Origin of the sequence: Bacillus sp. PS196 (assembly GCF_037963555.1) — a bacterium.
In the GTDB taxonomy this organism is placed as follows: domain Bacteria; phylum Bacillota; class Bacilli; order Bacillales; family Bacillaceae; genus Bacillus; species Bacillus subtilis.
Genome location: NZ_CP150159.1, coordinates 2,081,512 through 2,102,615 on the forward strand (window position 1 = coordinate 2,081,512; position 21,104 = coordinate 2,102,615).

Annotated in this window: 22 protein-coding genes and 3 pseudogenes; 9 read left to right on the top strand and 16 right to left on the bottom strand. The window is 38.6% G+C overall.

Annotated features, from left to right (window positions below; genetic code table 11):
• The first annotated feature begins 120 nt into the window (after positions 1-120).
• Positions 121-1,158, top strand: coding sequence for a polysaccharide lyase family 1 protein (locus tag NST79_RS10505; RefSeq protein ID WP_004399365.1), 1,038 nt, complete (start codon positions 121-123; stop codon positions 1,156-1,158).
• A 256-nt stretch (positions 1,159-1,414) separates the two neighbouring features.
• Positions 1,415-2,095 (top strand): SOS response-associated peptidase, encoded by a 681-nt coding sequence (locus NST79_RS10510; RefSeq protein WP_151262286.1) that lies wholly within the window; start codon positions 1,415-1,417, stop codon positions 2,093-2,095.
• 307 nt (positions 2,096-2,402) lie between these two features.
• Here the strand turns inward: NST79_RS10510 and NST79_RS10515 are convergent, their stop codons facing one another.
• The 5 genes from NST79_RS10515 to NST79_RS10535 all read right to left on the bottom strand — a co-directional run bounded on the left by NST79_RS10515 (position 2,403) and on the right by NST79_RS10535 (position 5,700).
• Entirely contained in the window at positions 2,403-2,708 is a 306-nt protein-coding gene (locus tag NST79_RS10515; RefSeq protein ID WP_151262287.1) for a hypothetical protein, read from the bottom strand.
• Positions 2,709-2,935: 227 nt separating this feature from the next.
• A complete protein-coding gene (oxdD, locus tag NST79_RS10520) occupies positions 2,936-4,114 on the bottom strand; it encodes an oxalate decarboxylase family bicupin (RefSeq protein ID WP_212059609.1) in 1,179 nt (392 codons plus the stop codon).
• Positions 4,115-4,236: 122 nt separating this feature from the next.
• The gene (locus NST79_RS10525; RefSeq protein ID WP_212059610.1) at positions 4,237-4,725 is read right to left on the bottom strand and encodes a DUF4944 domain-containing protein; all 489 of its coding nucleotides are present in this window, start codon (positions 4,723-4,725) and stop codon (positions 4,237-4,239) included.
• Between the two features lie 24 nt (positions 4,726-4,749).
• Complete coding sequence (locus NST79_RS10530) at positions 4,750-4,905, bottom strand: hypothetical protein (protein WP_128484048.1); 156 nt, start codon at positions 4,903-4,905, stop codon at positions 4,750-4,752.
• Positions 4,906-4,944: 39 nt separating this feature from the next.
• On the bottom strand, positions 4,945-5,700 hold the full coding sequence (locus NST79_RS10535) for an N-acetyltransferase (RefSeq protein ID WP_029318075.1): 756 nt from the start codon (positions 5,698-5,700) through the stop codon (positions 4,945-4,947).
• A 313-nt stretch (positions 5,701-6,013) separates the two neighbouring features.
• Between NST79_RS10535 and NST79_RS10540 the strand changes: the two genes are divergently transcribed.
• Entirely contained in the window at positions 6,014-6,370 is a 357-nt protein-coding gene (locus NST79_RS10540) for a hypothetical protein (protein ID WP_080265378.1), read from the top strand.
• Here NST79_RS10540 and NST79_RS10545 read toward each other — a convergent pair.
• From NST79_RS10545 to NST79_RS10555, 3 genes are all read right to left on the bottom strand, one after another.
• Positions 6,329-6,568 carry a hypothetical protein gene (locus tag NST79_RS10545; protein ID WP_010886525.1) on the bottom strand — a complete coding sequence of 80 codons (240 nt, stop codon included), beginning with the start codon at positions 6,566-6,568 and terminating at the stop codon, positions 6,329-6,331. The genes NST79_RS10540 and NST79_RS10545 overlap by 42 nt on opposite strands.
• Positions 6,569-6,670: 102 nt before the next feature.
• Positions 6,671-7,168, bottom strand: a complete 498-nt coding sequence (locus NST79_RS10550) for a hypothetical protein (RefSeq protein ID WP_128992967.1) — start codon at positions 7,166-7,168, stop codon at positions 6,671-6,673.
• A gap of 100 nt (positions 7,169-7,268) precedes the next feature.
• Positions 7,269-8,180 (bottom strand): VanW family protein, encoded by a 912-nt coding sequence (locus NST79_RS10555; protein ID WP_015714063.1) that lies wholly within the window; start codon positions 8,178-8,180, stop codon positions 7,269-7,271.
• Positions 8,181-8,534: 354 nt separating this feature from the next.
• Here NST79_RS10555 and NST79_RS10560 point away from each other — a divergent pair, with 354 nt between their 5' ends.
• The 3 genes and pseudogenes from NST79_RS10560 (at position 8,535) to NST79_RS10570 (ending at position 10,180) form a co-directional block, all read left to right on the top strand.
• On the top strand, positions 8,535-9,017 hold the full coding sequence (locus tag NST79_RS10560) for a DUF2975 domain-containing protein (RefSeq protein ID WP_015251949.1): 483 nt from the start codon (positions 8,535-8,537) through the stop codon (positions 9,015-9,017).
• Positions 9,018-9,026: 9 nt separating this feature from the next.
• A pseudogene (locus NST79_RS10565) lies at positions 9,027-9,280 on the top strand (helix-turn-helix transcriptional regulator).
• 105 nt (positions 9,281-9,385) lie between these two features.
• Entirely contained in the window at positions 9,386-10,180 is a 795-nt protein-coding gene (locus tag NST79_RS10570; protein ID WP_029318070.1) for a DUF817 domain-containing protein, read from the top strand.
• Positions 10,181-10,297: 117 nt separating this feature from the next.
• Here the strand turns inward: NST79_RS10570 and NST79_RS10575 are convergent, their stop codons facing one another.
• The gene (locus tag NST79_RS10575; protein WP_004399248.1) at positions 10,298-11,170 is read right to left on the bottom strand and encodes a LysR family transcriptional regulator; all 873 of its coding nucleotides are present in this window, start codon (positions 11,168-11,170) and stop codon (positions 10,298-10,300) included.
• 100 nt (positions 11,171-11,270) lie between these two features.
• Between NST79_RS10575 and NST79_RS10580 the strand changes: the two genes are divergently transcribed.
• Entirely contained in the window at positions 11,271-12,149 is an 879-nt protein-coding gene (locus NST79_RS10580; protein WP_212059611.1) for a DMT family transporter, read from the top strand.
• Positions 12,150-12,321: 172 nt separating this feature from the next.
• Here the strand turns inward: NST79_RS10580 and NST79_RS10585 are convergent, their stop codons facing one another.
• Together NST79_RS10585 and NST79_RS10590 are read right to left on the bottom strand one after the other, a co-directional pair.
• Positions 12,322-12,753 (bottom strand): hypothetical protein, encoded by a 432-nt coding sequence (locus NST79_RS10585; protein ID WP_038429093.1) that lies wholly within the window; start codon positions 12,751-12,753, stop codon positions 12,322-12,324.
• Between the two features lie 263 nt (positions 12,754-13,016).
• Positions 13,017-13,649: a type 1 glutamine amidotransferase family protein gene (locus tag NST79_RS10590; protein ID WP_015251945.1), complete on the bottom strand. Its 633-nt coding sequence runs from the start codon at positions 13,647-13,649 to the stop codon at positions 13,017-13,019.
• Between the two features lie 255 nt (positions 13,650-13,904).
• Between NST79_RS10590 and bla the strand changes: the two genes are divergently transcribed.
• Positions 13,905-14,825 carry a class A beta-lactamase gene (bla, locus tag NST79_RS10595; protein WP_033883975.1) on the top strand — a complete coding sequence of 307 codons (921 nt, stop codon included), beginning with the start codon at positions 13,905-13,907 and terminating at the stop codon, positions 14,823-14,825.
• A 262-nt stretch (positions 14,826-15,087) separates the two neighbouring features.
• Here bla and NST79_RS10600 read toward each other — a convergent pair.
• From NST79_RS10600 to NST79_RS10610, 3 genes and pseudogenes are all read right to left on the bottom strand, one after another.
• Positions 15,088-15,177, bottom strand: a pseudogene (locus NST79_RS10600) (SMI1/KNR4 family protein); the annotation flags it as partial.
• Between the two features lie 107 nt (positions 15,178-15,284).
• Positions 15,285-15,644 carry a DUF3221 domain-containing protein gene (locus NST79_RS10605; RefSeq protein ID WP_212059612.1) on the bottom strand — a complete coding sequence of 120 codons (360 nt, stop codon included), beginning with the start codon at positions 15,642-15,644 and terminating at the stop codon, positions 15,285-15,287.
• 418 nt (positions 15,645-16,062) lie between these two features.
• Positions 16,063-16,215: pseudogene (locus NST79_RS10610) on the bottom strand (hypothetical protein); the annotation flags it as partial.
• Between the two features lie 113 nt (positions 16,216-16,328).
• Between NST79_RS10610 and NST79_RS10615 the strand changes: the two are divergent.
• Positions 16,329-16,592 (top strand): hypothetical protein, encoded by a 264-nt coding sequence (locus tag NST79_RS10615; protein ID WP_015251940.1) that lies wholly within the window; start codon positions 16,329-16,331, stop codon positions 16,590-16,592.
• 299 nt (positions 16,593-16,891) lie between these two features.
• Here NST79_RS10615 and ppsA read toward each other — a convergent pair whose 3' ends face one another.
• Together ppsA and xynA are read right to left on the bottom strand one after the other, a co-directional pair.
• Positions 16,892-19,492, bottom strand: coding sequence for a phosphoenolpyruvate synthase (ppsA, locus tag NST79_RS10620; RefSeq protein ID WP_212059613.1), 2,601 nt, complete (start codon positions 19,490-19,492; stop codon positions 16,892-16,894).
• Between the two features lie 458 nt (positions 19,493-19,950).
• Positions 19,951-20,592, bottom strand: a complete 642-nt coding sequence (gene xynA, locus NST79_RS10625; protein ID WP_015714073.1) for an endo-1,4-beta-xylanase XynA — start codon at positions 20,590-20,592, stop codon at positions 19,951-19,953.
• Positions 20,593-21,104 lie beyond the last annotated feature (512 nt).

Sequence of the window (21,104 nt, forward strand, 5' to 3'; positions counted from 1 at the left end):
ATCTCTATTTTTTAAGTAACCCAACATTAATTAGGAAGATAGAACCTATCATTCCTTTCCATTAACTGTAATAATAATCCCCGCAAGGAAATGATTAAAATTGAAAGGAAGCATATTGTGATGAAACGACTTTGTTTATGGTTCACCGTCTTTAGCTTGTTTTTGGTTCTCTTGCCTGGAAAAGCATTAGGTGCAGTCGATTTTCCGAATACCTCAACAAATGGCCTTTTAGGTTTTGCCGGAAATGCCAAAAATGAAAAAGGCATCTCTAAAACGGGCACAACGGGTGGAAAAAACGGGCAGATTGTTTACATTCAAAGCGTAAATGATTTAAAAACCCATCTAGGAGGATCCACTCCGAAAATTTTAGTGCTTCAAAATGATCTTTCCGCATCTGCGAAAACAACAGTTACCATTGGCTCAAATAAAACACTCGTGGGCTCTTACGCGAAAAAAACGCTGAAAAATATTTATTTAACAACTTCATCAGCTTCTGGAAATGTCATTTTTCAAAATTTAACGTTTGAACACAGTCCGCAGATTAACGGAAATAATGATATCCAGCTTTATTTAGATTCCGGTATGAACTATTGGATTGATCACGTCACATTCTCAGGTCATAGCTATAATGCAAGCGGAAGCGATTTGGACAAACTCGTGTATATCGGAAAATCCGCAGATTATATCACGATCAGCAACTCAAAATTTGCGAATCATAAATACGGTTTGATTTTAGGATACCCGGATGATTCCCAGCATCAATATGACGGCTACCCCCACATGACAATCGCCAATAATTATTTTGAGAACTTGTATGTTAGAGGCCCAGGTCTGATGAGATACGGTTACTTTCATGTTAAAAACAATTACAGCAATAATTTTAACCAGGCGATTACAATTGCTACAAAAGCAAAAATATATTCCGAATATAATTACTTTGGGAAAGGCAGTGAAAAAGGCGGCATCCTTGACGACAAGGGCACTGGTTATTTCAAAGACATAGGCAGCTATCCATCACTCAACAAACAAACCTCTCCGCTGACTTCTTGGAATCCCGGGTCAAACTATAGCTATCGTGTCCAAACGCCGGAATATACAAAAGAATTTGTCACGAAATATGCCGGATCACAAAGTACAACTCTGGTATTTGGCTACTGATATAAAAGAGGCCCTGCGTTAAAAACGCTGTGCCTCATTTTATACTTATAGGCTATTTTTAAGCGATCCTTGTAACTCCTTCAAGATCCAGCGTCGGTCAAACTAAAAAGCATATGTTTTTTTCTACATAACTTCTTAAATGGCTTTCTTATTATACCAGTTTATCGCAAGTAAAAAGAAATCATTGTTCTGAACCTGTATTAAATGAACGTTCGTCCCACAAACTATTCAAAAACCCCTAAAAAGGATGATGGATATGTGCGGCAGGTTTACTTTGTACTCTGCATTTGATGATATTATTGACCAGTTTGACATCGATCAATTTTTTCCTAAAGGTGAATACCAGCCAAGCTATAATGTCGCACCATCACAAAACATCCTTGCAATCATCAATGATGGATCAAATAATCGCTTAGGCAAGCTTAGATGGGGACTTATTCCACCTTGGGCAAAAGATGAAAAGATCGGTTATAAAATGATCAATGCTCGAGCCGAAACAATTACCGAGAAACCGACCTTTCGAAGACCGCTTGTCAGCAAACGCTGCATCATACCAGCAGACAGTTTTTATGAATGGAAACGGCTTGATTCCAAAACCAAAATCCCAATGCGGATCAAATTGAAATCATCTGCTCTTTTTGCGTTTGCTGGCTTATATGAAAAGTGGAGCACACATCAAGGATACCCTCTTTATACCTGCACAATCATAACAACTAAGCCTAATGAGCTCATGAAAGATATACACGACCGAATGCCGGTTATATTGGCCCATGATCATGAAAAAGAGTGGCTTAACCCCAAAAATACAAGCCCTGATTATCTGCGAAGCTTGCTGCTGCCTTATGATGCTGATGACATGGAAGCATACCAGGTTTCATCATTAGTAAATTCACCTAAAAATAATTCATCTGAGCTTCTTGCAGAAAATCATATGTAGTGATTGAAATTCTCTAGCAAGAACTTGTCAAATAGCTTTGTTCCTTAGGTGCCAATCCTTCTAGTAATTATGAATTTTTAGTACATAGATCAATTAGTTATTTTCAGTATTAGTTTTAAATAATTTTATTATGTAAACATAAATAAGCAATGTTATCCCTTTCATATAAAATAGTTTACATTGCTTATAGCTTCACTTTTCTATTTTGTCAGCAAAAAAACTGAACCACATTTGATTGCAAATATGATATAAGCCCATAGAGGTAAATCCATACACTTTCCCTCCTAAGAATTAAATGACATTTCTTTCATCTTACATGAAGGTCTTCTTTCTTTTGTTTATCCAGTGTAATACTTAATAATATGTTGATGAATGCAGCTGGAAAATATATGAACCCCACTCCAAGAATGCCTAGTATCGTACTTAAACTTACTATGTAATTCTTTGTCATTGTTTGACTGTCAATCAATATTAGAAGTGAAATCAATCCAGCTAAAACACCTATAAACCAAGCATCGCCAACAGCATAAGAATCATCCAGAATCCCTAACCATCGCCCCAATATAGAGCTCCCAATGGCAGTCAAACTGGATAAAAATATGAGTACTTTCATTTCTTGTCCTCCTTTAAAGCCAATCAAACTGGTAGAAATCGGCCATTGAATTCCCATTATCGAATGGTTATCATTTCCACATTAACTTTTTAAAGCTCATTACAATACGATTCAAGCAGAAAAACCCTACATAACGTATACATAGGGATTTAATAAAACACTGGCCAAAATTCAGGTCTATTTACTTTAAAAAGATATGAAAGGCAGCTGTGTGATCTGTTCGTCTTTTACGTACCGGGATATTTCACAACAGGCACTTTCTTCTTACGCAGAGAATCAAGCATGACAGATCCAGCATTCAAGTTGCTTTGCACTAATTCTTTAGGCGTCAATGCCATCCACTGATTGAGTGACACATCTGCATAGCGGTTACTTTTGAACATTTCTAAAAACCATAATGTTTCTGTACCAGTATTTTGTATATAGTGGCCAGCATTAGAAGGCACGTATCCAACGTCGCCTGCTCTATAATCAAATGTGCGGGCAGTCCCATTTCCGATAAATACCGTCATTCGTCCCTGTCCTGTTAGATAATATTGCCACTCATCGCTATTGGGATGCCAATGAAGCTCTCTCATCGCGCCAGGCTCAATCTGAACAAGTGCAGCAGCTATCGTTTTTGAAATTGGGAAGTTAGATGAATCCACAATTCGTACGCTCCCCCCTGGCATCTGAATTGGGGGTTGATTTAGCAACTCATGTTTAAAGGTCTTGGGTACTTTTCCATATGGTGACTGAATGTCTTCACTGTCGACTGATCCCGGTACATTCCCTTGGTAAATATAGACTTGCTCTGAAGGAAGAGAGTTGAAAGCACTCTCCGGGACACCAAAATTCGCAGAGAGAACATCTTTTGGTGTGTGCGCAAGCCAATCAGAAATGGATAACGTTGAGAACTCAGAAAAGTTTCCATCATCGAAAACGAGCAGAAATTCGCAGTGTTCTAATCCCTGTATGGAATGTGGAATTCCTGCCGGGAAGTACCAAAGGTCACCGGGGCCAACATCAGCAATAAAATTTCGTCCGTCTTGGTCAACAGCGGTGATGCGTGCCCGTCCCAAAAGCATATAAGCCCACTCCGCTTGCTTATGCCAATGAAGCTCACGGACACCTCCCGCAGTTAAGCTCATGTTTACACCTGCAATCGCAGTCGAAATCGGAAGCTGTCTGACGGTGATTTCTCTTGACCAGCCGCCATGATCTAATTTCATGGGAGCGTCTGAGAATGAAAATCTCAAGTTAGGAATCATACCTTCATCTGTAACAGGCGGAACAAGTATATTCGGATTTTGAATATCCCGCATCATATTTCGCGGGCCTGCATCAATAGCTCCAGCTCCATCACTTCGAATAGGCTGCGGCACGTTTCTGTCATCATGATTGATTGGTTGTTGTTCCAACAGCATGCACCTCGTTTTAGAAATGAACAAGATTTTATTTCAGCCTATGCAGAATCTTAGATTGCTGTGCCTAGGAATCCGCAAATAAAAAAGTGACAACCAATGTGATCACAAATACAGCGAATAAGCTATTTTTTATACCATGGCTTCTTATGTAATTTGATTTCTTCTGTCTGTTTTTTCTGGCCTGTCCTCCACTCCACTTTTACTAATACATCATGTCCTATCACTTCATCTTCAGGCATATAATCAAAGGTGGCGATATGGTCCTCCATGCGTCCCCCACCCGGCATTTCATCACCTGTGTACTCTGATAAGTCGTACTCATCTACGTTATCATCTTGATACTTTTTGCCATCTACATACAGAGTAATTCTTTCAACAACAGTCCTCTTTTCTTCCTTCTTACTCCCCTGCCAATATAGATTTAGAAAATAATTGGGTCCAATTGAAGTTTTGTCTGATTTTTCAAGGTTAGACATCCACAGTCCGCTTTTCCCGCTGCCCTCATATTTCACTTCGTTTCCTGACACTATTACAAATAATGTGGTGATGCAGATGATCAAGAATCCAGCAATGATCAATAGCCATTTCTTAATATTGTTCTTTTTTCTCATGTTTTTCCCCACTTTCCTAACTTTTTAGTAGGAAAATATGATCAAAATGTTACCGAAAAGAAAATAAAAAAGGGCTAATGATCTAACAGATGACTGTCTAAACTTTTGACTTAAATTAAAGTGCTCCCTAAAGACAAGATTAAAACGTATAACAGCTCTTAAATGCATTTTTTGTTTCATTGAGTCAAGAACCTTAAAATGGGTTTTTATTATTAAAAATCAAGCTAGTGTATTAAGTAACTTTTCAAATTTATTTACACTCATGATCTCGTGAGTCACAAATCTCCCATCAAAAAAAACGCTAAAAGTTGTCCAAATAGCTGGTGACTTTTGTGCCTCTTCTTTCGATGATAACTGAATTGACTGAAATTGAACCCCTTTCTTTTCAGTCAATTCCCGCAAATCATTTATCATGCCCACTGCAAACGGACACTGAGCTGTATAGTATATCGTAATCCCCTTTTCATTGATAGAATCACTTTTCACCTGGCTCTTAAATGCAGGAGAAGCTGCAAGGCCATTCCAAGTCAAAGCCATTAATTGAAAATAAGGGGCAGCTTCATCTTGTAGAGTAAACCCCATATGCTCAAAGAAATGCTTATCACTTAAATAGGGCAGTTTTTTCTTGCCTGCGATATGGATAATGCCATCCATGCCGCACGCTTTCGCATCTGCTATACATTTGTCCAACAATCGTTTCGCATGACCGTTATTTTTATATCTGCCAGACACCCACAGACAATTAATGTACATAAAATTAGGCGCATTGACAGGCACCCATGCCTCATTCGCAGGTAGATATTCAATAAAGACTTTTGCCCGTTCATGTAAGCGATAGAACACCAATCCTTCATCCATTCGAGCTTTGAGCCATCTCTTCTTTTCATTAACTGCATGCTCATATTGTTTCGCGCCTAATGCACAGCAAATATGATTGTCTTCAATATTGTCCTTTGTGATTTCAATGTAGCACATCTCCTCTTTTCCCCCTTTAACATAATTTCATGGAATTCAACTTTCGCTGGCACACTTTACATGCCTAATAGAATAAATACCCGTTCCAACTTAAATACTTTTTCTTTTCCATTTTGCCAATTAACTGTAAAACCCTTCTTTTATTCAGATATTATCTTGATTCCTATATCACCCATTTCAAATCCAAAGTGTGTTCATCTTTGAGGATTAGATGCACTGCTTATGCTATAAATACAGTACACGAAGTTTATATTTGAAGTAATATTTGTTACGGGACAGCAATAGTAAATAAGTGATAAAAGGGGAATTAAACTTGGTGGAAAAATGTTATTCTTGTTTAATTTGCGGATACAAAGGATTAATTCAAAATCCTTTGTATAAAGGCGAGTATCAAAAAACGTTTGACATTTGTCCATGTTGCGGTTTTGAATTTGGCTACAGTGAGGATCATGATGTGAGGTTAGGTTTTATTGTAACTCCTGATCATTTAATTGAGGCTGCATTTCAATTGTATCGCAAACAATGGATTGAGAGCGGGATGGTAATTGCTCATCCGGAAGATATTCCAGAAGAATTGAAAAATGGCAATTGCTTAAAATTTGAAGTTTTGTTGAAACAATTGAAAAAACTAAATCTTGACATAGAAAATTTTGAAATTAGCGGTTTTTAATGATGATACAGGTTGCACTTGTTTAGGTTTCACTGTCATTATCAGTAAAATGTTAAGTTGAAATGCGCAGTCAGTCACAAAGTCTCTATTCGTATTCAATAAAGACTTTGTGATCATCGACAAACATTTCACTCCCATCGGATAAAGTATCCAAAAGGCCTCCTCTGGTTCTTCTCTATAGTCATTAATCACAGTCACTTTGACATTTGACTCAGCTATGATTGGTTTTCCAACAATTTTTCGTTTTTTCCTCAGGCAAAGTAAGAGATCGAATCATCAAAGCCATTCCATCTTTACTGTCTAATTAATGCCATCTTCAGTGAATTTAAAGGTCTGTTTTAAATTGCGTCCTTCTTGCCCCTTCTGTGTCCAAATTATAACAACCTCTAATTCAGAGGCCTTATCTGCCAGCATAAAATGATTGAACTTCAGCGGTGAGCCATCATTTAAACTTTCAGCTAACATTTTAGAATCTTCTTTTGGTTTGACACAATTTTCATCGGGACATCCAAAAAGCGAAAACCTTGTGATTGAATTAGGGTCATTTCTATACAATTGCACATCCACTGTAGCTGCTTTTTCCCCTATATTTTTGACTTCCAAGGAATATACTTGATATTCTCCTTTTTGAGGTCTCGTAAATTCCTTTACATTTTTTGCTTCACTTACTTTTACTGACCACTGTTCTGTTTTTTGTGTAATAGGCAACACCGTAAAAGTCAGGGCATGCGCTTTTGCTTGGCAAAACGTAAATCCAACTGCTGTAAAAACAATTACAGAAAATAATACCCTTTTCACTTCATTTATCCCTCCTTCCTTTCACTGGCCGCTCCTTAAAGAATTGATTTTGAGCAATCCACAAGCTCTCTTAACAAAAACCTTACCTGAGATTTTGTCTTTACTGCTCTGCATTTATTTCTTTCGGTATCCGAGATGGAGCTTTGGGGATTTTTCTTAATTTGCTGTTAATCACATCAGAAGAGTATAGCGTAATAATCATACTTCCCCCATACCTTTTTGCCCGAATTAAGATTGGTTGGTTATATTGGTTTTGAAAGCGAAAGTCAGGACCTCCCCAGCTTACCGTCGCATCCCGTCCGGGCGGTACATATGGTACACTTCTAGTATGAGAATAGCGCTGAACGATCTGCAGTCCTGCACGATCGACTGCATTAAATAGAGTTGAGGACACCTGACAAATTCCTCCTCCTACACCTTCAGACAACTCCCCTTTTACAATAATGGGTGCACTTTTATATCCTTTGTTCCGAGTTCTCATTCCCACAACTTGGTTAAACGAAAACGTCTCATTAGGGAAAACAACGTGATTGTCGATTGCTTTTGCAGAAAGAGAAATATTGTGTGAGCGGCTTTTATTGCTTGAGTTAAAATACGTCACGTACTGACCAAGCTGCTGCGTACTGATGTGAGCTAGCAGCTCGCTGTCAACTTTCGGATAAATGTTCATTTCCGGCACTTCTATCTTGGAGGGACCTTGCCCATAAAAATACGCATAAAACTTTTCCATAAACGCCTGTTGATACAGTTTGTAGCCAACCCTGCCCGGGACGATGCTTCCATGATCGTTAAGGACAGCATTTATCGGCTCACGGTACACTTTCTGATCAAGCTGTTTGATGAATTTACTGTATTTTTCATAGTCAACCATTGGAGTGCCGGGAAGAGGCATTGTAAAGTCTTCACGGTTAACAGTGGCAATCGTCCGTCCTTGCTGTGTGACCGTTAAACTGTCCTGCGGCTCACTCGGCTGAGCCAATAAAAAAAGACCAGTGATCAAAATTTGTATCATAAGTCGGTTTACCTCCCGATCATTAGTATGAACAGCCGCTTATCCTTTGATGTATTTCTTCCCATCGTTTGTTTGAATCTTTGACGTTGATAAAAGCCTTCATAAAAGAGCTTAGCTTTATGTTCACACCGATCCCTGAGATCCCTGAGCTCACTGAGGGACACGGTTCATTCAGTCGGCAAGTTTGAAGTAGTTCAGCATCTCCCAGTGATGAGGGATGCTTTTTTGTCTTGTCAAAAATGAAAAGGGTCTCCTATAACAATAACAAATCAATACATTTCAATATTTTTTTATTGAGAAACGATAAATTTTTTGTTACATTCAATTAGACAACAAATAAATGAGGTGCTTGTTATGAATCGAATGTCGACAATTTTTTTAAAGATAGCTTTGGTTCTTATTGGAATTCCAATTCTTGCTTTATGCATTTTTTTAGTGCCTAAGATAGCCAACTATTCAGCAGAATTATTTCCAAATATCGCTTATATAAAATATCTCGTTTTCATCTATTTGTATGTAACGGCGATACCTTTTTACTTTGCTCTTTATCAAGCGTTCAAACTTTTAAGCTATATTGACAAAAACAAAGCTTTCTCGGGTTTGTCTGTAAGAGCTTTGAAGAATATAAAATATTGCGCAGTCACTATCAGTATCTTTTACGCAGCAGGCATGCCTGTCTTTTATCTGATGGCCGAGATAGACGACGCCCCGGGTATCATTGTGATCGGATTGGTTATTATTTTTGCTTCAATGGTGATTGCGGTCTTTGCTGCTGTTCTTCAAAAACTGTTAAAAGAAGCGATTGATATAAAATCAGAAAATGACTTAACGGTCTGAGGTGATGACATGGCGATTATTATCAACATTGATGTGATGCTTGCTAAGAGGAAAATGAGCGTAACAGAGCTTTCAGAGAGAGTTGGCATCACCATGGCTAATCTTTCGATATTAAAAAACGGAAAAGCAAAGGCTATTCGATTATCAACTTTAGAAGCGATTTGCAAGGCTTTAGAATGTCAGCCCGGGGATATATTGGAATACCGAAGTGATGAAGACACAGATTCGTAAAGAAAAAATATGAAGGATCAACAGAAAAATAAAGTGATTGGCGGTGAGCTTATGGACATAAACTTATATCCATCTAGCTGCTATACTAAGCGTCCCTTTCATACACGAAGAACACAACTATGGAGGAGGCATACATCATGAGAGCCATAAAACAAATCGTCCATTTTGGCTGGGAACAAGCCCTTTCATGTTTGTTTCCTGCCGTTATTTTTGCCTCTTTGGCTATTACGCAAATCATCCCACTGCCCTTCTTGCCGCGGTATGACTGGCTGCTCATTATCTGCGTTCTCATGCAATTGTGGATGGTGCGTTCCGGTCTTGAGACACGGGATGAATTAAAAGTGATCACATTATTCCACCTTATTGGGCTTGCTCTGGAACTTTTTAAAGTCCATATGGGCTCCTGGTCTTATCCAGAAGAAGGATACTCCAAAATATTTGGAGTACCTTTGTATAGCGGCTTTATGTACGCAAGTGTAGCCAGTTATTTGTGCCAGGCATGGAGAAGGCTTAATGTTGAACTGGTTAAGTGGCCGCCTTTTTTTGCAGTTGTTCCGCTTGCCACAGCGATTTATTTGAATTTTTTCACCCACCATTTTTCTATAGACTTTCGATGGTGGTTATCTGGGCTTGTCATCATTGTCTTTTGGCAAACATGGGTTACATACGAGGTGAATGGAGCTCGTTACCGTATGCCGCTCGCACTTTCTTTTGTACTCATCGGATTTTTTATATGGATAGCGGAAAATATCGCTACGTTTTTTGGAGCTTGGAAATATCCAAACCAAATCGATACATGGAGTCTTGTACACCTTGGAAAGGTAAGTTCATGGCTCTTGCTAGTGATTGTTAGCTTTCTTATAGTAGCATCATTAAAACAAGTTAAGGAGCAGAGTCCCACAAAGGCAGAGATGGATGAATCTTTTTCTTAGCATACAAGGTCCCAAATAGAGTGAAAAGCAACGTTCAAATGGTTGCTTTTTTCTTTTATGTAACTCTGCCGGTGAGTATTCATCTTCTTCAAATTTCATCGCAACACGATAACTGATTCAGATTACAACTGCTTTCAACACTTTGACAAACTCATGCGCCGCCGGCGTTATCTCTTCAAATGAATGTGCGATGACGCCAATATCGCGTGTGACCCTAGGAAAGATGTCCTTTTTAATCAACTGATGCGGGACGGATGAAAGTGTAAAGTTTGAAATGATGCCGATACCCAAGTTATTTTTGACCATATTAATCAAGGTTTCGGCATTTTGCACAGTTAAGTTTTCCTTTAATTCGATGTTGTATTGCGAAAATGCGTTTGACATCGCGATTTCATGACCGCCTTTACAAAAAATGAGGTCATCTTGATAAGTTTCAAGGTCGACATGCTTTTCAAGTTTTAATTCGTCACGCTGCGGCGGGATGACGGCCACCATATAGTCGTTACACAATAGCTGATTTTCAAACGGTTCAAATGGAGATGCTGCGATCCCGATATCAACCGTACGATCTTCAACCCATCCTTTTATTTGGTCAGAGGTTCCTTCGATCAATTCTATGCGGATCAGCGGGTAGTTTGATCTGAATGCCGCAATCGCCTGTGGCATGATATTTGTTGAAACTGCAGGAAATGAACCAATTTTCACCTTCCCGTTTAACAGCTTGTTTTCCCGGTTGGCTACTTGATATATTTTGCTTTCAATTCCCTTCATTTGCCTCGCCAGCAGCAAAATTTCTTTTCCAATGTCCGTCAGCATTAAACCATGATGTTTATCCCTGATCAATAATTTGAGCTGCAGTGAGCTCTCCAGGTTTTTTATCGCTTTACTTACCGCCGGCTGAGAGATGAACAATTCTTTTGCAGCTTCTGTAATATTCAATTTCTCCCCGACTTTTACAAATATGTGAAGATGGTTCATGTTCATAACCATTTGGTTATACCCCCAATAATAAAAATGTATTTCAGTTATACATAAATGTAACATATGATAGAAACCAGCACGATATTTAAACAAGAAAGGAGGCTTCATTATGGTAAAAGTTATGCTGGGAATCATATCTGTCACACTTATTTGGGGTTATACTTGGGTTGCGATGAAAGTAGGAATTCATGACATCCCCCCGCTTTTATTTTCGGGTTTGCGCCTGTTCATCGGAGCGGTTCCTTTATTTCTCATTCTCTTCATCCAAAGAAAAAAGCTTACAATTCAAAAAGAACATCTCAAAAGCTATATCATCATGAGCCTCTTGATGGGGCTGGGCTATATGGGGATCTTGACGTATGGAATGCAGTTTGTCGATTCAGGGAAAACCTCTGTTTTGGTATATACAATGCCTATATTTGTTACGGTGATCAGCTATTTTACATTAAACGAGAACATGAATGTGTATAAAACGCTGGGACTGGTCTGCGGCCTCTTCGGACTGTTATTTATATTTGGAAAGGAAATGCTCAATATCGATCAAAGCGCTTTATTTGGGGAGCTGTGCGTCCTTGCAGCAGCGCTTAGCTGGGGAATCGCGAATGTGTTCAGCAAGCTACAATTCAAGCATATCGATATTATTCACATGAATGCCTGGCACCTTATGATGGGAGCCGTCATGTTATTGGTGTTTTCCTTTATATTTGAGCCGGTCCCTTCAGCCGAGTGGACATATCAAGCGGTGTGGTCATTGCTGTTTAATGGCTTGCTTTCCACCGGCTTTACCTTTGTCGTATGGTTTTGGGTGCTCAATCAAATCCAAGCGTCAAAAGCATCCATGGCATTAATGTTTGTTCCCGTATTGGCCCTATTCTTTGGATGGCTGCAATTGCACGAACAGATCACCATCAATATTATCCTCGGCGCACTGCTGATATGTTGCGGGATTTTTATGAATACATTTACATTTTCACGACGGAAAGTGTGAATGATATACATTTCCCCTGTCATTTGGGCTTCATGTGACAGGAGACGACTATTACGAGATAGTCTTCTAGAATCGTGACGACAGCCTATTAAACAATGAAAAAAGCTAATGTCTGCATGTAGACATTAGCTTGGCTGGCGTTTAGGCTGGTGAGAATCCAGATACTTTTTTATTACCATTCTGGCTGATCAAACTGAAAACCGTATAGACCTTTTACTTTAACATCTCCGCAATCTGGATCTTTTGTCAAAATCAAATAATGAGTCTTATAAGGCATCGTCTCAACTCGATCAGTTGCACTAAAATCAAAATGATCCCCCGAGAAGTTTTTTTCACTAACGGTTATTTCATATCCTGACAAAGTCATTCGCATGATTCTTGCGTTAATTGTACATCCTTCAGTATCGAAAATGGTGAATCTGTACCCAAAGTGAGATGTCCAATGGTTTGAATTTAGGTCATCAGACTTCATAAACCATTTTTCATTCTCTGTCATTGTAAAACTCACTTTCTCCTCATCTTTCACGATAACGGCCGAAGCTTCCCCTACATGGATAGTCAAAGCCAAAAGAAATGTAAAAGCTAACATCATCATCTTTTTCAAAAGAGTTCCTCCCGATATCTTTTACTTCAATATATTGGAAGGGTCTTTTCTGATCAAGACAGTCTTCTCCAAATGAATCTATAGCACCATGAAATGAGCCTTAATAAGAACAGTTTTAACCCAAATCAAACTCTATTCGAAATAAGGCCTACCAATCTATATTCTTTTTAAAAGTTTCTGCATTTCTTTATATAGCTCCTAGACACATATAAAAAATGCTCCCATAAGTTCAGGAGCACTACAAAAAACTGCTAAAGTGTTTTCTATCGATTTATTGTATTCATTAGCTCAAAAAAGTATTCAGGCTTTTGAGTCTTATATAGCTTATACCATGAACGCAATGTATCTGGTGCAAATACATCTAATTTTTTCAATACTTCTACCGCAAATTCCAGAGGAGCAATTCCTGATGCAGTAACCAAATTTTCATCAGATACTGCAGGCCCCTTTTCATATAATGTTTCTCCTTTGTAATTAGGGCAGACCATATTCATATAGTCTAGGTCATTGCTTGTGTGCTTTCTCGAATTTAAGTATCCTTCATTCGCGAGGCCTAAGGTTGCCCCACAAATTGCAGCAATAGTCGTGCCGAGCTTTAAAGCGTCGCCAACTTTTTTCAAGATCGGCTGATGAATATCTTCTCCCCAAGTGTTTCCTCCGGGTAAAATGATAAGATCTTGACTCTCAAGAGTACACTCATCAAGAGAAATATCTGGTTTTATGCTTAATCCTCCCAACGTAGTTATCATTTCTTTATTAACCCCTACTGTAACTACTTTTAAAGATGCTGCATCTTGTTTAAAGTATCTCCCTGAGTTTAGTTCCGCAATTAAATATCCATATTCCCAGTCTGACATTGTGTGAAATACGTAGAGATAAACTTTTCTCGTTTGCATCCAATAACACTCCAATCACAATTGATAAAGCTTTCTAATAGATGACTTTGCTGACAGCCATTGTCAGCATATGTATTCTGATTTGCCTATTCTTATATAATACCATGTAGGTGGGCAATTGCCCTTGTTCTCCCAACTTATTAAAAATATAAGATCAATTGATTCTATGTTTACTAGCGCAAAGGGGTTTGTTACACTAACTGTCATGGGAAACATTTCAAAGGTAATACAAAATCATTTGAATGAGGAGGCTTGATGAAGTTGAAAAATAAAGCGTCAATAAAATTCGGAATATGTGTTGGGCTTTTATGTTTAAGCATTACTGGTTTCACACCTTTTTACAGCTCAACGCATGCCGAAGCAAAATCCATAGAAGACACAAACATGGCAAGCTGTATAACGAATAAAAAATTTGTTCAACTTGAGAAAAAATTTGATGCCAGGCTTGGTGTTTATGCAATTGATACAGGTTCAAACAAGACAATCGCCTATCGGCCGAATGAGCGATTTGCTTACGCATCAACCTATAAAGTTCTAGCCGCAGCTGCTGTCCTGAAGAAAAACTCAATTGAAAAACTTAATGAAGTCATCCACTACAGCAAGGACGATCTTGTTACATATTCTCCTATCACAGAGAAACACCTAGATACAGGCATGAGCCTAAAAGAAATCTCGGAAGCGGCTATCCGTTACAGCGATAATACCGCTGGGAACATCTTGCTGCAACAGCTTGGCGGCCCTAAAGGTTTTGAAAAGTCACTGAAACAGATTGGGGATCATGTAACGAAAGCTAAACGATTCGAGACGGATCTAAACTCTGCGATTCCTGGTGATATTCGTGACACCAGCACCGCAAAAGCACTGGCAACCGATCTTAAAGCTTTCACTTTAGATAACACTCTCACGACTGACAAACGCACGATCTTAACCGATTGGATGCGAGGCAATGCTACTGGTGACGAACTGATTCGGGCAGGCGCTCCAATAGGATGGGAAGTCGGCGATAAATCTGGAGCCGGAAGCTACGGGACACGTAACGACATTGCTATCGTTTGGCCGCCTAACAGAGCTCCTATTGTTTTGGCAATTCTGTCAAACCGCTTTACGAAAGATGCTAATTATGATAATGCTCTTATCGCTGAGGCTGCAAAAATCGTCCTTAACGATCTCAAATAATATGTTTAGCCTTTTGCCACAAAGGAAAAGACATTACTTTTTTAACTCCTACCGTTCATTTTTTGATGAACGGTTCTTTCATAAGACCTCTAGAATCATATATTTAAACGCCACAAAATTAAACGTTATTATAATTAACGGCAAGTTTTCATTTTATGGAACAAGTAAAGTTTGACCTGACAAGAATTAAGACTAAGCACCCTAAAATCCGTTTTCTTCTCCTTCAAGTAAACATACAATGCAGACAACTCTCTTAAGTCTCTTATTCTGTGACCAATTTGTAATACTCATTGATATTCGGACTCTCTTCCCAATATTTCGTCTCGTTCGAAGACACTAACATATCAAACCACTTGAATTAACATAACTGAACTTGATATTGGTCACTGGCAGTTTCAATGCAATAGAACAACATTTGTTGTCTCAGAGGTTATCTATATGAGAATTCAACAATTTTTTTTATAATAATTCATATTTTTGTATCGTTGCACTTGGTGGATTTGACTCTTTTAGTGTATGGAACCACACTTTTATTTTTTCACCTCTTTTGAGATCATCTGTGTTATCAATCTCAATCTCACTTAATCCTACAATTACTATGTTATTTTTAAACTTGTTCATAAGTTGTCCTTCAGAAAGATCGTAATCTTCTTTTACTGGAGTTTCTGTAGTGGTAATGAGAATTGCCCTATTATTGTCTTTAAGCACGACATAGCCTACTAGGCTCTGCATCTTTGTTTCGTCTCCGTTTTGTTCATTTTTATTGCAGCCTGCAAGGAAAATAATGAGCACTATCAAGCTTACTCCGAATTTCGGCAACCTTTCTCCCTCCCGTCATGTTTAACAATCTCACTCCATAACTACATATCAATAAACTGTAGTGTAAATCTATCCAGAAACTTCTTCATTTTCTCATATTGAATCTTTTACAAGCTGGTAATACACAGACTAAATCGGGTAAAAATTCGTAGAGGTGATTTCATTGAATGATGATCATAAAGTAACTCATTACTCTTCATTTATTTTTTCAACAATCATGGTATTGGCGGTCGCCATCTTTCCACAATACACTTCTTGGTTTGTAACAGTTTTCTTCTTGGGTTTTGCACTTATCTATACATTCGAAAAACATAAAACAAGTTCTTCAAAAGCAATATCTTATATTTCGTATTTTTTATTCATTGTTTCATTGACTTACACTTTAGTTAATATGTAAGGGACATTCACCAAACGGATCTACTTCTTTTTGTTCTTTCTCAAATGTTCGTATGTGGTTGCCTTCGAACCATACCCTTACTCTTATTCCGCTTTCAAACTCATTATTGTATGCTGCTTCTTTTTGGGTTCCAGCATAAATATACTTATCATTACTGTCGTCTACTATACATATATTTGCTCCCTTTAAAATCGAGATTTTTACTTTTTATGATCCATTATTCACTTTCAAAATAACTTCCAATTACAACATAATATATGTATAAATTGTAAATGGAGTTGATGTAATTGAAGATTAGGAAAATCTTAATGAGTTCTGCTTTATCCTTTGGCATGCTCATATCCGCGATTCCCGCATTGGCTGCTGGCACTTCGTCTGAGGTTGCAGTAAAAAGTGATGAATATGATTATGACACTATATACCGCATTAGTCCTCTGCCAATGGACTTCCAGCCAACAATAGAATACAACGGTTATACTTATACGCTTACACGACATTATTTTGATTACTCAATCGGGTTTTACACGGCTATTTATACAAAAGTTGTTTAAATTTATAAAGGAGCTTTTTAGCTCCTTTTTCTCTTGTTTTAAGCACAAATACAAGTTTAAATGCTGGTAATAAAAAATTCACTTTAAAGAAGCGCCGCCCGCAAAATGCGGCTTTTGCACACTACGCCAATTTTATATAGAAAAGCCAGACCTCCTCCAAGAGGTTCCAGCTTTTCTTAATGTGCTATCGATCTTCGTTAGTTCAACGGGAACTTAATCATTCGGTACAAATGCAGCCTCCCAACTTCTAGTTAGGGCTGATGGGGGGATATCTGATGGCTCTCTACACACATCAGACATTATAAGATTTCAATGTAGCCTTCTGTACCGTGAACGCGAATTCGTTGCCCATCTTTTATCAGCTTGGCAGCATTTTCAACGCCAACAACTGCAGGTAAGCCATATTCACGGGCTATAACAGCTCCATGGGTCATCAGACCCCCAACTTCGGTGACTAGGCCTTTTATGGATACAAACAATGGTGTCCAGCTTGGATCGGTAAAGGAGGTAACTAATATATCTCCATCTTCTAAATCAGCATCTTCCATGTTTAAAATGACACGCGCTCGCCCCTCTATAACTCCGGAGGAAACAGGTAGACCTACAATCGCTCCGGCTGGGAGATTTTCTCGTTTATACTCACCTGTAACGATTTCACCATCAGACGTGATAACACGTGGTGGAGATAGTTTTTCATATAATGTGTACTCGTCTTTTCGTGTACTGATGATTTGATAATCCAGTTTATGTGTGCGTACGACTTCGTGAAGTTCTTCAAAAGTGAGATAGTATATATCTTCTTTTTCATGAATAACGCCCGCTTCTATGAGTTGTTCGGCTTCTTTCAGTAAAGACTGCTTATAAACGAAGTATCGATTAATCATGCCATATTTCGGATATTCCCTAAACCCGCTGAAATTCCGGATGATATCTATCATTCGTTTTGTTTCTTTGGCTTTTTGTTCACCATCCGGTAATTGCTTCAATCGATCTAATAACTCTTGTTCTTTCTTCAAAGCTTCCTGTCGCCCTTGCTCAAATTTCCGATGGCTGGCATTAGGCCCACTGTTATTGATATTATTAAGAATCATTGGGATAAGTGTAGTTGGTTTTTCGCTCCATCGAGTTCTTGTAATATCAATTTCTCCGGTACATCGCATTCCGTATTTGCTGAGATAATCATAGATTGCGTCTCGGGTTTTGCTTCCGCCATCAAACTTAGCCAGTTCATCCAAAAAGTTATCATCTTTTACATGTTGTAAGTAATCAATTACCTCTGGATAAGGACGAATCACATCTGCGACGTCTAATAGCGCAAGACCCATTTCTGAAGTAATATTATGGGGTACAGATTGAGAAAGCGTATCTGCTGCGTTTTTTTCACCTAACCACTTGTTCATTTTTTCGTTAATCCATAATGAAGCATTCATAGCAGTTCGAATCACAACCGAACTTTCTGGGTTAAATAAAATCTTCTTTAATTCCTGGATATCTTCTAGAATAAAACGAAATAAATCTGATCCTGATTTCGTTTGGATGTTTTGTTTTAACTCTTCTATCGATGTTTGACTGCTCTTAATCAAATCAGACACGATTGTCGGATCGTTTTCAACTTGAGCCGGCATATCTGCATTGCCTCTGCTGGGATTTGGTGCTGTTTTATCATTTGGTATCGACTTTATGAAATCTCGTCGCTTTATTATGGTCATAAGTGCGTCTTTTAAGAGCTGATCGTGCTGCCCCATGCCTTTTAAGAAAACTTCTCTGCTGTCAGGGGATGCCAGATGATGTGTGACATCAACAAATAGCCTTCCACCGGCTTTACGCATGGGTGCAGCAGTCGTCAACAGAAAAAAAGACAATCCCAGTGGTTTTATGGGATCCGTCATCATTTGTTGATGACCAACAGAAATATAGACGTGATTTTCTTGGTCACTCGCTTCAGGGATGGGGAATAAAGTAGTGATTGGACGACTCTGTACAATATAAAAAGTATCGCGGGCCAAACACCATTCGATATCTTGCGGCTGGCCGAAATGAGCTTCGATCTCTCTTCCAATGCGTGCCAGCTGTAAAATTTGTTCATCAGTCAGTGTTTGAGCCTTTTGCTGATCAGAATCGATCTGATGTGTTTCTGTTCCGCCTTCTTTTCGTCCGTAGATAGCCAATTTTTTAGTTGCTATTCTCTTATCGATGATTTGCCCATCCTGTACTTTATAACAATCGGCAGACACCAATCCGGAAACCAGTGCTTCACCAAGTCCAAAACCGGCATCTATGGATAACACCTTTCGGTTGGAGGTAATCGGATCAGCGGTAAATAAAATCCCTGAAGCCTGAGGAAAAACCATCCTTTGAACGATAACGGATAAATAAACTTGGCTGTGGCCAAATCCATTTTGCATACGGTAAATAACCGCGTGATCCGTAAATAGGGACGCCCAGCATTTACTGATATGCTGCAAGATTGCATCGACGCCAATAATATTTAAATAGGTGTCTTGTTGACCGGCAAAAGAAGCATGTGGTAAATCTTCAGCAGTCGCACTAGAACGCACGGCATAGGCATGTTCCTCGCCAAACTGGGAGAGATAGTGAGCCACTGCTTTCACAACATCGGAAGGAATGTCTACTTCCATAATGATTTGCCGAATCTTCCGGCTGATGTTACCAATCTGATCTCGGTCCTCAACTTTTAGCATCGCCAACTGATCCAACAACACTTGTAACGTTTCGTTTTGTTCGATGGCTTTTTGATATCCTACTGTTGTGACACAAAATCCTTCTGGTACTTGTATACCTTGAATTTTTGATAATTCCCCTAAATGTAACCCTTTTCCTCCAACGAGCGAAAACTGTGTTTTTTCAATTTCATGTAAACCGAGAACCAAAGAACTCATTCTACATCTCCCCTTCAAAAAAAAATATTGACAAGAGCTTCCTAGCAGGATATAATAAAATTATAATATGGATATCTATAACTTTTTAACTGGAAAACGCACGTAGTGTGATTATATCACCGTGTCTGTTTTTGTGCAATATAAAAAGAACCTGGGCAATTTCACCAGGTTCTTTCTTAATTTACATAACTAGTCACATTAAAAAACTTGGTTCGATCTGATACAATCCTCTAAGGGTATCCTAAAGTTGGGTTCTTTTTGGAACTAACCTGCTCTGTTCTTAACAGTCCTACCTAGTATAAAGTGATGGAGAATACCCTACCTCCAGCACGCCAAGGCCGTTCACCTAGTAGAAAACGACCTTTAACCATTACTAACGATTTTAATAATCATTGATTATAAAACTTCTCAAGGAACGATCAGCAGCCCGTTAGCTACCCCTGATTAAAGATGATCTGCTACCACACTGTTACGTTAGAACTTCCACTACTTTGATATCCTTCTGTCGCCAAGACTTGGTAAGCCCAATTACTGCCCAGATTCATTCCATGACTCTTCCATGCGTTAACATGATTGCTGAAAGTGATTGTAGCATTGCTTCCAGTTGGTCTCTTCGTCTGGCGAACACTCCAGTACTGCGTAAAAGTAGTGCGATCACCATCAATGGAAGGTGCGTTATAACGTGTAGTTGTATATATGTCATATGTACCTCCATCACTCTTTACAGTACCTTTATACGTTCCGGTAGGTCTATAAGTACCCCATGAATCCACCACATAATATTCTATGAGGGGCGATCTCGTCCAGCCATATAAAGTCAAATACCCATTGCCATTCGGCGCCCAAACTCCGGCATTATAGTTTATTGTCCTAAATGGCGAACCTGTAGTCCAACCCTTACCAACAACGAAATTTCCGGTATTAGACCAATTAACACTGTAATTCCCGCCAGACCCATTGACAGCGTTTACTATACCGCCCCCATCAGTCCAATTTTGCCAGTAGTCTGTGCTAGCTGCAGAGGCGGTTGCCGAAAACAAGCTAATACTCATTAAAGCTGCCGATAATCCAACTAAGAAATTCTTTTTAAACTTAAACATATGATTACCTCCTATAATATTTTTTTCCGACTTTGAGGTAGCACCCGTATATATTTAAAACATTCTTCATTACTAACGCCAAAGCTTTTGATCGTCCCCTTCAGTATAATACCACGAATTCATGAGCGAATATTAAAAGTATTTGTAATTTAATTACAAATTCCTAGAAACACATTATAAGTGGTCTTCTTCCGCCATATCCTGATCCTTTTTTCGCAGAATCACAATTATTGTTTCTAATTCAGATGGAGTAATATTTGTAATAAATCCCCATTCGGACCATTTCGTATAAAGGAGATATACAGTAGAGATTGTGAAATCATTGTAGCTGCCGCTTGTCTAATGAAGGGAAGCAAATTTATGAAGAATATGAAGAACTGAAGAAGAAAACAATTAAGGTTATACTAAGAAAGAACTGCTCAATTAGAATTATTGACCAAAAATTTGAGGATGATAGCTTAGATCAGTTTTACAAAGAAGTTGCAAGATTGTTATTTGAATGGACTCTGAAA